Raw genomic sequence first — 14,294 nt, 5'->3', positions numbered from 1 at the left:
ATGACTGATGAAGTGGCTCATTTCGATCACTTGCGGCGGTGCTGGCGTCTCGATGATTTCGATAAGGTCGCCCGCCGCGCCCGATCAGGCGAGCAGCCCGGTTTCGCGCAACGCGTCGCGCACCACGTCGTGGTAGCGCTCGTCGAGCGGCGTGAGCGGCAGACGAATGCCGCCTTCCATGCGGCCGAGCGCTTGCAGCGCCCACTTGGCCGGAATCGGATTCGCTTCGCAGAAGAGTTGCTTGTGCAGCGACAGCAAGCCGAGATGGATACGGCGTGCGGTGATGGCGTCGCCTTCGAGCGCGGCGCGGCACAACTGGCTCATGGCCTTTGGCGCGACGTTGGCCGTCACCGAGATGTTGCCGTGGCCGCCGAGCAGCATGAGCGCGATGGCGGTGGGATCGTCGCCGCTATAGATCGAGAAATGCGCCGGCGCGTGCTTGATGAGATGCGCCGCACGATCGATGTTGCCGGTGGCTTCCTTCACGCCGATGATGCCCGGCACTTCGGCAAGACGCAGGATGGTCTCGTTGCTCATGTCGGCCACGGTACGGCCCGGCACGTTGTAGAGGATCACCGGCAGGTCGACGGCTTCCGCAATCGCGCGGAAGTGGCGGTACATGCCCTCTTGCGTCGGCTTGTTGTAATACGGAACGACTTGTAGCGTGGCATCGGCGCCAACCTTTCTGGCCTGCTTCGACAGCTCGATGGCCTCTGCCGTCGAATTGCCGCCCGCGCCCGCGATGATCGGGAAGCGCTTGGCCGTATGCTCGACGGCCGTCTGCACCATCAGCACGTGTTCTTCCACCGACAAGGTGGCGGACTCGCCGCTCGTTCCGACTACGACCAGTCCATTCGAGCCTTCCGCGACGTGCCAGTCGATCAGCTTTCGAAACGCCGGCAAATCGAGACTACCGTCCTCGTGCATCGGTGTGACGATGGCAGGAATGCTGCCGCGGATCTGGATGCCGCCAAGTGTTCCGTTTGTCATGAAACTCTATGAATTTAATCGAAAATTTAGTCGCAAAAAGCGCGATACCGCGATTGTAGCGGATTAGCCGGTCAATTCGTAACGTGGCCAACCCGAGGGTGTGTTACCGGTTGTGTCTTCAATCGCGCCGGCTTTTGCGGGCTCTGGAACGAGTACAGCGCAGATTCGTTGCACGAAGGCAGGATGCGGAGCATCGACGAAACCGTCTTCATACGCGATCACGCGCAGACGGCCGCGCACGGCTTCGAGCAACTCGCCAGGTTCGAGCAGAAACGCAGGATTGGACGGTTTACCGACGGTTTGGTTGCCGGCCGCGAAGGTTTCGTAGATGAGCGCGCCGCCCGGCGCGAGCGCATGAATCAGATGCGTGAAAAGCGGACGATGCAGATAGCGCGTAACGACGACCGCCCCGAACGTCCGGTCGCCAGCCAGCGGCCACGGCGCGCCTTCGAGATCGGCGCACAACGTCGCGATGTCGGGAAGCGCGGACATGGAGGCGAGCGCATCGGCGTCACGGTCGACGGCCAGTACCGCGTGCCCGCGCGCCGCGAGCCAGCGCGCGTGGCGGCCGCTTCCGGATGCGACATCGAGCACCGAAGCGCCGGGCGCAATGAGATGCGCCCAGCGCGTGACCCAACCGCTCGGCGTGCCAGCGTCCATCAGTTGTAGGACAGGCCCATTGCCTCGCGTACGTCGCGCATGGTTTCGACGGCGAACTTGCGTGCCTTGTCGCAACCGTCCGCGACGATGGCGCGCAACAGCGAAGGATCGTCCATGTACTTCTGCGCGCGTTCGAGCATGGGCTGCTGCTCGCGCAAGATGCCTTCGATCACCGGTTGCTTGCAGTCGAGGCAACCGATTCCCGCGCTGCGGCAGCCCTTTTGCACCCACTCGTGCGTGGCTTCGTCGGTATAGACCTGATGCAGTTGCCAGACCGGGCACTTGTCCGGATCGCCCGGATCGGTGCGGCGCACGCGAGCCGGATCGGTCGGCATGGTGCGCACTTTCTTTGCGATGGTCTCGGCGTCCTCCCGCAAGCCGATGGTGTTGCCATACGACTTCGACATCTTCTGGCCGTCGAGACCCGGCATGCGCGACGCTTCCGTCAACATCACTTGCGGCTCGACGAGAATCAGCTTGCGCGCGCCTTCCAGATAGCCGAACAGGCGCTCGCGATCGCTCATCGACAGGCTCTGCGATTCCTGCAGCATCGCGCGGGCTTGTTCGAGCGCTTCGTCATCGCCTTCCTGTTGATACGCCACGCGCAATTCGTGATACAGCTTCGCGCGCTTGCCGCCCAACTTCTTCGCGGCTTCGAGCGCCTTCTCCTCGAAATCCGGTTCCTTGCCGTACAGGTAGTTGAAGCGGCGCGCGATCTCGCGCGTCATCTCCACGTGCGGCACCTGGTCTTCGCCGACCGGCACGAGCGAGGCGCGATACAGCAGAATGTCCGCCGCCATCAGCACCGGATAGCCGAGAAAGCCGTAAGTGGAGAGATCTTTCTCGCGCAGCTTTTCGATCTGTTCCTTATAGGTCGGCACGCGTTCCAGCCAGCCGAGCGGCGTGCCCATGCCGAGCAGGAGCGACAGTTCCGCATGCTCCGGCACGCGGCTCTGAATGAAGAGCGTGGCCTGCGCCGGGTCGATACCCGACGCGAGCCAGTCGATCAGCACTTCCCAGACGTTTTTCTCGATGACCTCGGGCGTCTCGTAGTGCGTCGTGAGCGCGTGCCAGTCGACCACGGCGAAGAAGCACGGGTATTCGGACTGTAGCCGCACCCAGTTTTTCAGCACGCCGTGATAGTGGCCGAGATGCAGCGAGCCGGTCGGCCGCATGCCGGAGAAGATACGGTCAGGGAACATGGTTTTATGGGAATAGTGAAGCGAAGGGATTCAGTATGGCCGATACCGCCGCGTAACCGACGCCGACGAGCGGACTCAGCCAGTAGCGTGTGAGCACGCCCGTCACGACCAGCGCCATCACGATGAAGAAACCGTAAGGTTCGAGCTTCGAAAACGCGATCGACGCGCGTACCGGCAATAGCGCCATGAGCACGCGGCCGCCATCGAGCGGCGGCAGCGGAAAGAGATTGAGCACGCCGAGCACGAGATTCACGCCGACGCCAGCGGCCGCCATGCGCGTGAAGAACGGTTCGTCGACATTGAAAGCCGCGAGCAGCACCGCGATCACGCCCCACAGGAGCGCCTGCACGAAGTTGCTGCCGGGACCCGCCGCTGCGACCCAGAGGCTGCCCCAGCGCGGATTGCGCAGATTGCCGAAGGCCACCGGCACCGGTTTCGCGTAGCCGAACATGAACGCGCCGCTCGTCACGAAATACAGCACGATAGGAATCACGATAGTGCCGATGGGATCGATATGCCGCATCGGGTTCATCGAGACACGGCCGAGCACGTAGGCCGTGTTGTCGCCGAGCAGACGCGCGGCGTAGCCATGCGCGGCCTCGTGCAGGGTGATCGCGAAGATCACCGGGAGCGCGTAGACCGCGATGGTTTGTATCAGGGAAGCATCCATAGGGCGGTATTGTATCAAGCAGGCAGGCGAGAGCAGACGAAGGCGGCGCGATGCCAAGCGCCGCGCCGGCGGTTTGTGCAGGATTTAAGCGCGTGGACGAAAAACTTACGCGGCGAGACCGAACGGTTCCAGACTACCGCGTCCCGCGCGCACGAGCACGGGTTCGCCGCCGGAAAGATCGATGACCGTCGAGGGTTCGGCCGGGCAAGCGCCTGCATCGATCACGAGTTCGATCTGCTTTTCGAGCCGTTCGCGGATCTCCTCCGCGTCGTTGAGCGGTTCCGTGTCGGGCGGCAGGATCAGCGTGGAGCCGAGTAACGGCTGCCCCAACGCTTCGAGCAGCGCCAGCGTGATGGCGTGATCCGGCACGCGCAGCCCGATTGTCTTGCGCGACGGATGCGACAACCTGCGCGGCACTTCCTTGGTCGCCTGCAGCACGAACACATAAGGGCCCGGCGTCACGGACTTGATGAGCCGGTACTGCGTGTTGTCGACCATCGCGAAATTCGACAGCTCCGAGAGATCGCGCACGAGCAGCGACAGCAACTGCTTGTCGTCGATCCCACGAATCCGGCGCAGACGCTCGACCGCCGTCTTGTCGTCGAGATGGCAGGCAAGCGCGTAGCTCGAATCGGTCGGCAGCGCGACGATCCCGCCATCGCGAATGATCTGCACGGCCTGATTGATGAGCCGCGGCTGCGGATTGTCGGGGTGAATCCGAAAAAATTGAGACATGACGATGCCTTCTTGTTCGCTCGTGCCCGCAACGCCACGCGAGCGCCCAGGCGTGCCGCGCGTACGGAAAATTCGGATGACGCAGGGAGCACGAGCCGTGCGGACGCCTTACAGCCAACGCTCCCAAACCGGCGTGAGATCGTCCGGCAACGGCGGCAACTGACCGAGATCGACGCGCCCTTCCCCCGCGCCGTGGAAGTCGGAACCGCGCGAGGCTTCGAAGCCGTAACGACGCGCGACATCCGCATATTCGCGATACTGATCCGGCGTGTGGCTGCCGGTGACGACCTCGATGGCGCGGCCGCCGAGCTGGATGAATTCGTCGAAGAGCGCGGCGAATTCGAGCGGGCTGTAATCGTAACGCCCCGGATGCGCGATGATCGGCTCGCCGCCCGCGTTGCGAATCCATTTCACCGTGTCGGCGAGTTTCGCCCAGCAGTGGCCGACGTAACCCGGCTTGCCCTCGCCGAGATAGCGCGCGAACACGTCGGACGTGGTCTTGGCGTAGCCTTCTTCCACCAGGAAGCGCGCGAAATGTACGCGCGAAATCATGTCGGGGTCCTCGGCATGGCGCAGCGCGCCTTCGTGCGCGTTCGGAATACCGACTGCCGCCAACGCTTCGCCGATCGCCACGCCGCGCGCCGCGCGGCCGTTACGCGTGGCTTCGAGCCCGCGCTGCAGTTCCGCGTTGTCCGGATCGACATTCATGCCGACGATGTGAACCGTGCGCCCGGCCCACGTCACCGAAATCTCGACGCCCGGCAAATAGCCCATGCCGAGCGCCTCGGCCGTCTCGCGCGCTTCGCGCTGGCCGCCGAGCTGATCGTGATCGGTGAGCGACCATAATCCGACGCCGCCGGCGTGCGCGCGCGCCGCGACCTGCGCAGGCGCGTACTGGCCGTCGGAGACGGTGGAATGGCAGTGCAAATCGGCGTTGATCGTCGGCTTCATGATTTTTAACATTTTACTGTAACGGCATGACGTGCTGGTGATGCCGTTGCGCCTGGCCGCGCGTTAGCGTGCACATTCACGCGCAGAACGCTTCGATGAGCGCGGCGACTCGCTCGGGCTGATCGTGATGAACCATATGCCCCGCTTCATCGATGATTTCCTCGCGCCAGTCGGCAAACGCCTCGAAGCGCGTCTTGAACTCGGCAATCGGCATTTTTCCGGCGAAACCCGCAAGTGTGGGCGAATCCTTCGCCTCGACGTGCAGCACGGGCGCCTGAACACGCTTCCAGACCGCCGACACCTCATCGAGCCGATACAACGCAGGACCACGCAGCTTGTGTGCCGGGTCGGCGAGCAAATGAAATTGCCCGTCGGCTTCCTGCCGTGACCAGTGCTGCGCAAGAAAACGCGCGCGAGCAGGCGCCAAGCGCGGATTGGTGCGGATCAGCCGATCGGCGACTTCATCGAGCGTCGCATAGCTGCGCAGTTGTGGCGGCGCGCGCAGGTCGTCGAGCCATGTAGCGATACGTCCGGGCGCCTGCGCCGGATGCGCCGCGGGCAGCCCAAAGCCTTCGAGATCGACGACGCGGCGTACCCGCGCCGGCCGCACGCCCGCATAGAGCAGCGCGAAGTTCGCGCCCATGCTGTGGCCGATCAGGTTCACTTTGCCGACGGGATCGAAATGGTCGATGAGCGCTTCGAGGTCCGCGAGATAGTCCGGAAAATAGTAATGGCCGCCGCCCTTCTCGGCCACCGGCCAGTCCGACAGCCCGAAGCCGCGTGCGTCGGGCGCGAGCACTTGCCAGTCGTCCTTGAGCGCATCGACGACGAACTGGAACGATGCCGCGACGTCCATCCAGCCGTGCAGCATGAAAAGCATGGGCGCGTCGGGCGAGCCCCAGCGGCGCACGTGCAGACGCACGCCGCGCGCATCGACGAATTCGGAGCGCGATTCTTTCATGGTCGGTGTCGCATTCGAAAAAGATGATCGTTCGATTATAGCGACGGGTTCTCGTCCAGCCCGGCGAGCGCGCGCAGCTCGGCCTCGTCGAAGCCCGCGTCGCGACGCGCCTCGAAGTTGAACGGGCCACGCAATTTCGGCGCGTGATACTGCTTCGCAAGACGCTCGTAAGTAGGATGCGGTTCGAGACTCGCCGCGTCGCAGAGAAAACGGAACCAGTGGTTGCCAATCAGCACATGACCGATTTCATCGCGCAGGATTACATCGAGAATCGCTGCCGACGCTTCGTCGCCCGCCTGCGCGAGACGCTTGCGAATGGGCGGCGAGGCATCGAGACCGCGCGCTTCGAGCGTGCGCGGCACGAGCGCCATGCGCGCCAGCACGTCGGCGCGGGTGCGCTCGGCCATTTCCCACAAGCCGTCGTGAGCGGGAAAATCGCCGTAGACGTGGCCGAATTGCGCCAGACGCGCGGTTAGCAGCGAGAAGTGATGCGCCTCCTCCGCCGCGACCTTCAGCCAGTCGATGTAGAACGCCGTGGGCATCGAAGGAAAGCGCCACACGGCATCGAGCGCCAGATTGATCGCGTTGAATTCGATGTGCGCAAGCGCGTGCAGCAGCACCGCGCGCCCCGCGTCGGATTGCATGCTGCGGCGCTTGAGCGATGACGGCTCGACGAGTTCCGGCGCCTCGGGACGGCCGGGCAAGTCGTCCGGTTCGTCGAGCGCGACCTCCGGGTCGATGCGCGCCGCACCGCTCAGCGCGCGCTCGTACAGCGTGCGGGCGTCGCGCGCTTTCGTCACCGGATCGCGCTCGCGGAGAATGGCGAGCGCCGCGCGGCGCATGCAGGCATCGTCGGTGAAGGAAGTCGGAACGTTTTGCATGATGCTCGGTTAAGCGAAAGACGCCAGGAAGCGAATGCGGCCGGCGCGAAGGACGTTTCAGCGCAACCGGCTAAAATGGTAATCCCGGCGCACGCACGACACGCCGAAAGCAATAATCCGCGCGGCCAACCAATTGGACAAGGCGCGGAGCGACATACGACAAAGGCGCGCATTGTAGCCCTCGCGCGGCCCGACACGGCAACGAGCGCATCCCACCCTTCGAAGACAACGCCCAGGAGACACAGTGGCCATCTACAAACTCGGCGACGACGCCCCCACCATCCACGAAAGCGTCTTTCTCGCGGACACCGCGACGATCATCGGTCAGGTGACGCTCGAGGAAAATGCCAGCGTGTGGTTCGGCGCGACGCTGCGCGGCGACAACGAACCGATCGTCGTCGGTCACGGCAGCAACGTGCAGGAAGGCGCGGTGCTGCACGCGGACCCGGGCTTTCCTCTGACGATCGAAAACGACGTGACCGTCGGACATCAGGCCATGCTGCACGGTTGCACCGTAAAGGAAGGCTCGCTGATCGGAATTCAGGCGGTGGTCTTGAATGGTGCGGTAATCGGCCGCAACTGTCTGGTTGGCGCGGGCGCCATCGTCACCGAAGGCAAGGTTTTTCCGGACAACACGCTGATTCTCGGCGCACCCGCCAAAGCGGTGCGGGAAATCGGCGAAGCGGATATCGCCCGCATGCGCGGAGCCACGGCGAGCTACGCGGACCGGCGCGAATTCTACAAGGCGCAGCTCGTGCGCATCGGTTGAGCGGCTCATCCGCTTATCGAAGACGGCGCGTCTCGCCTCATCACCCAAGGAAGAGTTGTGAACGACCAGTTGCAAAAATTCATGTTCAATGCGGCGCCCGTGCGCGGCGAGATCGTCTCGCTGCGCAATACGTGGCAAGAAGTGCTTGCGCGCCGTTCTTATCCGCAGGCGGTGCGCAATGTGCTCGGCGAGATGATGGCCGCGTGCGCGCTTCTGTCGGCGAACCTCAAGTTCGACGGCACGCTAATCATGCAGATATATGGCGACGGCCCCGTGAAAATGCTGGTCGTGCAGTGCAATTCGAATCTGTCGCTGCGCGCCACGGCCAAGCTTTCCGATGACGCGAACGAACAGCAGCTCGACGGCGACATGTCGCTTGCCGATTTGCTCAACCGCAATGGCCAGGGGCGCTGCGTCATCACGCTCGACCCGAACGACAAGAGGCCGGGACAGCAGCCGTATCAGGGCATCGTGCCGTTGTCGGGCGAGCACGGGCCGCTCACGTCGATGTCGGAAGTGCTCGAACACTACATGCATCACTCCGAGCAGCTGGACACGCGTATCTGGCTCGCGGCCAACACCGACCGCGCCGTCGGCGTGCTGCTGCAGAAGCTGCCGGGCGATGGCGGAATCGTGCCGCATCCGGGCGAACACGACGCCGATACTTGGCAGCGCGTGTGTCATCTCGGCAGCACGCTTTCCGCCGAGGAATTGCTGAAGGAAGAGCCCGAGACGGTGTTCCGGCGACTTTTCTGGCAAGAGAACGTGCAGCACTTCGAGCCTGCGCCCGCGCGCTTCCAGTGCAGCTGCTCGCGCGAAAAGGTCGGCGGCATGCTGAAGATGCTCGGCCGCGAAGAGGTGGACAGCGTCATCAAGGAGCGCGGCAGCGTCGAGGTTCACTGCGAGTTCTGCAATCAACGCTACGAGTTCGACCCGGTGGACGTTGCGCAACTTTTTGTCGCAAAAGAGCTCTCACAAGGGGTGAGCCCGGCGCCCGGTCAGCGGCACTGAGCCTTGCGGCGCCTGGGTTTGCGCGGGATTGGCGAGGGCATCTGCCGATCCGGCGCGGCTTTTGCATCGGTTGATGCATCAAGCTTGCCGCACGGTATGATTTTCACCCCGCAGAACCCAGTACCGGCCCGCTGGAGGTCGCAAATGAAAACCGCAACGCTCAACTGGAAACTTTCGTCGTGCCTTTTGGGCTTGGCGCTCGTCGCTGGCTGCACGATGGACCCGCCCGGCCCTTCGCCAATCTACAGCCGCTTGCCCAACACGCCGCTGCCCCCGCAAGAGACGCTCACGCCCGAGCAGCAGATGGCGCGCTATAACGCCATCGACAAACAGGCGCTGAACGAATCGCAGAAGGCTGCGAGCATCGGCAACGACGCCAAGATGATGTCCAACTACTACACGCCGCCCGTCACGGTCTACGGCGGCTATTCCAGCGGCGGCTGGGATGGCGGTCCTTACTGGGGCTCGGGTATAGGCATCGGCACCGGCTATTCCTGGTAACGGCGAATCCCGCGCAAACCAGGCGCACATGAAAAATGGCGCGGTCGAAATATCGACTGCGCCATTTTTTTATCCTGCCGGGAAAAACGAAAAGCCGCTCAGTTAGCCGCGCCCTGCTTCTTCTTCGCTTCGGCGGCCTTTTCCTTCTGCAATTTCTTGTCCGCGTCGCGCATTTCCTGCTTCGAGCGCGAAACCGGATTCGGCACCACGCGCAACGGCGCCGCCGAAACTTGCCCGCGCGTCGAACCGTTCATGCCGGGCACGTTTGCCGAGTTGACAGGCGCGTTGGAGTTCGGCGCGACGAATTGCACGAACACCTCGCTGTCCTTCACCATGCCCATCTCATAGCGCGCGCGCTCTTCGACAGCCGCGGTGCCGCTTTGCAGATCCTGCACTTCACCCTGAACGCGCTCGTTGCGCAGCTTCAGATTCGTGTTCTTGTCGCTTTGCTGCGCGAGCTGCTGCTGCAATTCATGCACGCGAAGCCAGCCGCCGTGTCCCCACCACAACGGGTATTGGATCAGCGCCAGTAACAAGACCAGAACGACAGTTACGAGCCGCATTCGAGTAGCCGAAATAAGCGCCGCCCGGCAACCTCTATTGACGTCGAGGCCGTGGGCGGCGGGCTGAAAATAAGACTAACGTTCTTATCGACTAAAGCGGCAAAAGCTTTAGCGGAGGTTATAGAACGCCGACTTGCCGGGGTAGCTTGCGATATCGCCGAGGTCTTCCTCGATACGCAGCAACTGGTTGTACTTCGAGATGCGATCGCTGCGCGACAGCGAGCCGGTCTTGATCTGGCCGGCGTTCAGACCGACGGCGATATCCGCGATGGTCGAATCTTCCGTCTCGCCCGAACGGTGCGAGATGACCGCCGTGTACGACGCGCGCTTCGCCATTTCGATCGCCGCGAAGGTTTCGGTGAGCGTGCCGATCTGGTTGATCTTGATGAGGATCGAGTTGGCGATACCCTTGTCGATGCCTTCCTTCAGGATGCGCGTGTTGGTGACGAAGAGGTCGTCGCCGACGAGCTGAATCTTCTTGCCGAGGCGATCGGTAAGCGTCTTCCAGCCGTCCCAGTCGCTTTCGTGCATGCCGTCTTCAATGGAGACGATCGGGAACTTGTCGGCGAGCGTCGCCAGATAGTCCGAAAATTCGCCGGACGACAGTTGCAGACCTTCGCCGGCCAACTGGTATTTGCCGTCGTGGTAGAACTCACTTGCCGCGCAGTCGAGCGCGAGCAGCACGTCTTCACCGGCGCGATACCCCGCTTTTTCGATAGCCTGCAGGACGGTCGAGAGACACTCGTCGTTGCTGCCGAAGTTCGGCGCAAAGCCGCCTTCGTCGCCCACTGCCGTGCTCATGCCGCGATCGGCCAGAATCTTCTTCAACGCGTGGAACACTTCGGCGCCGCAACGCAGGGCTTCGCGAAAGGTCGGCTGGCTTACCGGCACGATCATGAATTCCTGGATGTCCAGGCTGTTGTTCGCGTGCGCGCCGCCGTTGACGATGTTCATCATCGGCACCGGCAGTTGCATGGCGCCCGAGCCGCCGAAGTAGCGATACAGCGGCAGTCCCGCTTCCTCGGCTGCGGCCTTCGCAACCGCCATGGAAACGGCGAGCATTGCGTTCGCGCCGAGTCGCGACTTGTTTTCGGTGCCGTCGAGTTCGAGCAGCGTCTTGTCGAGGAATGCCTGCTCCGAGGCGTCGAGACCCATGATGGCTTCGGAGATCTCGGTGTTGATGTGTTCGACTGCCTTCAGGACGCCCTTGCCGCCATAGCGGCCGGCTTCGCCGTCGCGTAGTTCGATGGCTTCGCGCGAGCCCGTCGATGCACCCGACGGCACCGCTGCGCGGCCCATCGTGCCCGACTCGAGCAATACGTCGCATTCGACGGTCGGATTGCCTCGCGAATCGAGAATCTCGCGGCCGATGATATCTACGATAGCACTCATGGTTTCCTCAAATTGACGATGAATTCTGTCAGTCACAGCGATGCTTCGCGCGTCCAGGTTCGCGCGCGACGGCTTCGCTTGAGACACCTTCCACGGCCATCAGGTTCATTCCGTGGCGCTTGCCCGCGTGTTGCCACGCGAGCCTGGCGCCAGCGACGATCGAACCGTCTGGCACTGTCGAAATCGATGGTCCGCACATGAAACCGGCTGCATGCGTTTTGCTGCGGCCGCGGCGCGTTTGACAAGCCCTCGTGCCGCCAGGCCTCGCACGCCCATCTCCTCTTATGTTGTCACTCCGCGTGACTATTTTTAAGACACGGACGCCGTGAAGGCGACGCCCGCTTTCCTGCCTGAAGCGATTTGACGATCAGCTGAAGTCGTTTTCGAGAAACGGACCGCTCTTGACCGCGCGATCCAGCGCGACGAGCGTTTCGAGCAACGCTTCCATGCGATGCAGCGGCACCGCGTTCGGGCCGTCCGACTTCGCGCACGCGGGATCGGGATGCGTCTCCATGAAAAGCCCGGACACGCCCACGGCCACCGCCGCGCGCGCCAACACCGGCACGAACTCACGCTGGCCGCCCGAACTCGTGCCTTGCCCGCCCGGCAACTGCACCGAATGAGTTGCGTCGAACACGATAGGCGCGTTGGTCTCGCGCATGATGGCGAGCGAGCGCATATCGGACACGAGGTTGTTATAGCCGAACGACACGCCGCGCTCGCACGCCATGAAGCGGTCTTCCGAAAGACCGGCTTCACGCGCCGCGTCGCGCGCCTTGTCGATCACGTTCTTCATGTCGTGCGGCGCGAGGAACTGGCCTTTCTTGATGTTGACCGGTTTGCCCGAACGCGCGCACGCATGAATGAAGTCGGTCTGACGGCACAGGAACGCAGGCGTCTGCAGCACGTCCACGACTGATGCCACCGCTTCGATCTCGTGCTCGGCGTGCACGTCCGTCAGGACCGGCAAGCCGAGTTGCTTCTTCACTTCGCCGAGAATACGCAAGCCTTCGTCCATGCCGAGGCCGCGAAACGACTTGCCCGAGCTGCGGTTCGCCTTGTCGTAGGACGACTTGTAGATGAACGGCACGCCAAGCTTGTCGGTGATTTCCTTGAGACGCCCGGCGACGTCGATAGTCATCTGCTCCGATTCCACCACGCAGGTTCCCGCGATCAGGAAGAACGGCTTGTCGAGTCCCGCTTCGAAGTGACACAGCTTCATGCTTGCGCTCCTGCCGTGGCCGCGGTCTGCGTGGTGTTCGCGCCGCCAGCCGTGAGACTATGCGCGCGCGCCGCTTCGACGAATGCCTTGAAGAGCGGATGCCCGTCGCGCGGCGTGGACGTGAATTCCGGGTGGAACTGGACGCCGACGAACCACGGATGCTGTGCTTGCGGCAACTCCATCATTTCGGGCAGATCCTCGCTCGGCGTACGGGCGCTGATGATAAGCCCGCCGGCTTCGAGCTGGGGCACGAAACGGTTATTGACCTCATAACGGTGACGATGACGCTCGTTCACATCCGTGCCGTAAATACGCTCGGCCATCGTACCGGGCTTGATCGGGCACTTTTGTGAACCAAGACGCATGGTGCCGCCGAGATCCGATTCCTCGCTGCGCTTTTCGACGCGGCCCGCACGGTCGTACCACTCGGTGATGAGCGCGACGACAGGATTGGTCGTGTCGGCATTGAACTCGGTGCTGTTAGCGTCGGCGAGACCGGCGACGTCGCGCGCGAACTCGATGACCGCGAGCTGCATGCCGAGACAGATGCCGAGATACGGCGTCTTCGACTCGCGCGCATAGCGGATTGCCTTGATCTTGCCTTCCGTGCCGCGACGCCCGAAACCGCCCGGCACCAGCACGGCGTCGAGATGCTTGAGACCGTCCGCGCCTTCGGCTTCGATCTGCTCGGAGTCGATATATTCGATGTTGACCTTGGTCGACGTATGAATGGCGGCGTGACGCAGCGCTTCGATCAGCGACTTGTACGACTCCGTCAGTTCGACGTACTTGCCCACCATGCCGATGGTCACTTCGTTCTTCGGATGCTCGAGTTTTTCGACGAGATCCGACCACATTTTCAGGTTGGCTGGCGGCGGCGAGAGCTTCAACTCGTTGCAGACGATTTCGTCGAGGCCCTGATCGTTCAGCATCTGCGGAATCTTGTAGATGCTGTCGACGTCCCACACCGAGATGACCGCTTCCTCATGCACGTTCGAGAAGAGCGAGATCTTCTGGCGCTCGTCGTCGGGGATCGGGCGGTCGGCGCGGCAGAGAAGCACGTTCGGATAGATACCGATTTCACGCAGCTTCTGCACGCTGTGCTGCGTGGGCTTGGTCTTCAGCTCGCCCGCAGTGGCGATGAACGGAACCAGCGTGAGGTGGATGAAGCACGCGCTGTTGCGGCCCATGCGCAGGCTCATCTGACGCGCGGCTTCGAGGAACGGCAGCGATTCGATGTCGCCCACCGTGCCGCCCACTTCGACGATTGCCACGTCAGGCTGCCCGCACGTCGCCGCGGCGGCGCCGCGTTCGACGAAAGCCTGAATCTCGTTGGTGATGTGCGGAATGACCTGCACCGTCTTGCCGAGATACTCGCCGCGACGTTCCTTGCGGATCACCGATTCGTAGATCTGGCCCGTGGTGAAGTTGTTGGCCTTGCGCATCTTCGTGCTGATGAAGCGCTCGTAATGGCCGAGGTCGAGATCGGTCTCGGCGCCGTCTTCGGTCACGAACACTTCCCCGTGCTGGAACGGGCTCATCGTGCCGGGGTCGACGTTGATGTAGGGATCGAGCTTGAGGAGGGTGACTTTCAGACCGCGCGATTCGAGGATCGCGGCGAGGGAGGCGGCGGCAATACCCTTGCCAAGGGAAGAAACTACGCCGCCGGTGACGAATACATATTTGGTCATCGCTAGATGCTCGCGGGAAAAACGGATTATACCGTAAAGGCACGCGCCCACCCAGAGGATCGGCGGCGCAAATGCCCTGCATCGGTGCGCGCCTC

15 protein-coding genes are annotated in these 14,294 nt (G+C 62.9%); 3 read left to right on the top strand and 12 right to left on the bottom strand.

Features of this window, described 5'->3' with window-relative positions; genetic code table 11:
• Positions 1–84: 84 nt before the first annotated feature.
• The 8 genes from dapA to ACYQ47_RS26775 all read right to left on the bottom strand — a co-directional run bounded on the left by dapA (position 85) and on the right by ACYQ47_RS26775 (position 7,050).
• Positions 85–990: a 4-hydroxy-tetrahydrodipicolinate synthase gene (gene dapA, locus ACYQ47_RS26810; protein ID WP_250509232.1), complete on the bottom strand. Its 906-nt coding sequence runs from the start codon at positions 988–990 to the stop codon at positions 85–87.
• A gap of 63 nt (positions 991–1,053) precedes the next feature.
• Positions 1,054–1,650 (bottom strand): class I SAM-dependent methyltransferase, encoded by a 597-nt coding sequence (locus ACYQ47_RS26805; RefSeq protein ID WP_244825580.1) that lies wholly within the window; start codon positions 1,648–1,650, stop codon positions 1,054–1,056.
• Positions 1,650–2,852 carry a tryptophan--tRNA ligase gene (locus tag ACYQ47_RS26800; protein WP_244825581.1) on the bottom strand — a complete coding sequence of 401 codons (1,203 nt, stop codon included), beginning with the start codon at positions 2,850–2,852 and terminating at the stop codon, positions 1,650–1,652. The genes ACYQ47_RS26805 and ACYQ47_RS26800 overlap by 1 nt, the downstream gene beginning before the upstream one ends.
• A 4-nt stretch (positions 2,853–2,856) precedes the next feature.
• Entirely contained in the window at positions 2,857–3,522 is a 666-nt protein-coding gene (locus ACYQ47_RS26795; protein ID WP_244825582.1) for a site-2 protease family protein, read from the bottom strand.
• Positions 3,523–3,627: 105 nt separating this feature from the next.
• Positions 3,628–4,257, bottom strand: a complete 630-nt coding sequence (locus ACYQ47_RS26790; RefSeq protein ID WP_244825584.1) for an L-threonylcarbamoyladenylate synthase — start codon at positions 4,255–4,257, stop codon at positions 3,628–3,630.
• A gap of 108 nt (positions 4,258–4,365) precedes the next feature.
• Positions 4,366–5,208 (bottom strand): 3',5'-nucleoside bisphosphate phosphatase, encoded by an 843-nt coding sequence (locus ACYQ47_RS26785; RefSeq protein ID WP_250465179.1) that lies wholly within the window; start codon positions 5,206–5,208, stop codon positions 4,366–4,368.
• A 76-nt stretch (positions 5,209–5,284) separates the two neighbouring features.
• Positions 5,285–6,169 (bottom strand): alpha/beta fold hydrolase, encoded by an 885-nt coding sequence (locus tag ACYQ47_RS26780; protein WP_459907764.1) that lies wholly within the window; start codon positions 6,167–6,169, stop codon positions 5,285–5,287.
• 35 nt (positions 6,170–6,204) lie between these two features.
• Positions 6,205–7,050 carry a ferritin-like domain-containing protein gene (locus tag ACYQ47_RS26775; RefSeq protein WP_250525994.1) on the bottom strand — a complete coding sequence of 282 codons (846 nt, stop codon included), beginning with the start codon at positions 7,048–7,050 and terminating at the stop codon, positions 6,205–6,207.
• Between the two features lie 244 nt (positions 7,051–7,294).
• On the opposite strand from ACYQ47_RS26775, the gene ACYQ47_RS26770 reads away from it, so the two are divergent.
• From ACYQ47_RS26770 to ACYQ47_RS26760, 3 genes are all read left to right on the top strand, one after another.
• Entirely contained in the window at positions 7,295–7,819 is a 525-nt protein-coding gene (locus tag ACYQ47_RS26770) for a gamma carbonic anhydrase family protein (RefSeq protein WP_244825592.1), read from the top strand.
• Positions 7,820–7,876: 57 nt separating this feature from the next.
• A complete protein-coding gene (gene hslO / locus ACYQ47_RS26765) occupies positions 7,877–8,830 on the top strand; it encodes an Hsp33 family molecular chaperone HslO (protein ID WP_244825594.1) in 954 nt (317 codons plus the stop codon).
• 144 nt (positions 8,831–8,974) lie between these two features.
• Positions 8,975–9,331: a hypothetical protein gene (locus tag ACYQ47_RS26760; RefSeq protein WP_459907761.1), complete on the top strand. Its 357-nt coding sequence runs from the start codon at positions 8,975–8,977 to the stop codon at positions 9,329–9,331.
• A gap of 98 nt (positions 9,332–9,429) precedes the next feature.
• Here the strand turns inward: ACYQ47_RS26760 and ftsB are convergent, their stop codons facing one another.
• From ftsB to ACYQ47_RS26740, 4 genes are all read right to left on the bottom strand, one after another.
• Positions 9,430–9,894: a cell division protein FtsB gene (gene ftsB / locus ACYQ47_RS26755; RefSeq protein ID WP_250509238.1), complete on the bottom strand. Its 465-nt coding sequence runs from the start codon at positions 9,892–9,894 to the stop codon at positions 9,430–9,432.
• Between the two features lie 108 nt (positions 9,895–10,002).
• Positions 10,003–11,286: a phosphopyruvate hydratase gene (gene eno / locus ACYQ47_RS26750; protein WP_244825600.1), complete on the bottom strand. Its 1,284-nt coding sequence runs from the start codon at positions 11,284–11,286 to the stop codon at positions 10,003–10,005.
• A gap of 367 nt (positions 11,287–11,653) precedes the next feature.
• Complete coding sequence (kdsA, locus tag ACYQ47_RS26745; protein WP_244825602.1) at positions 11,654–12,508, bottom strand: 3-deoxy-8-phosphooctulonate synthase; 855 nt, start codon at positions 12,506–12,508, stop codon at positions 11,654–11,656.
• Positions 12,505–14,199 carry a CTP synthase gene (locus ACYQ47_RS26740; RefSeq protein WP_309843570.1) on the bottom strand — a complete coding sequence of 565 codons (1,695 nt, stop codon included), beginning with the start codon at positions 14,197–14,199 and terminating at the stop codon, positions 12,505–12,507. The genes kdsA and ACYQ47_RS26740 overlap by 4 nt, the downstream gene beginning before the upstream one ends.
• Positions 14,200–14,294 lie beyond the last annotated feature (95 nt).

Source organism: Caballeronia sp. HLA56 (assembly GCF_054655155.1).
This window is presented reverse-complemented; position numbering and strand designations above follow the sequence as displayed.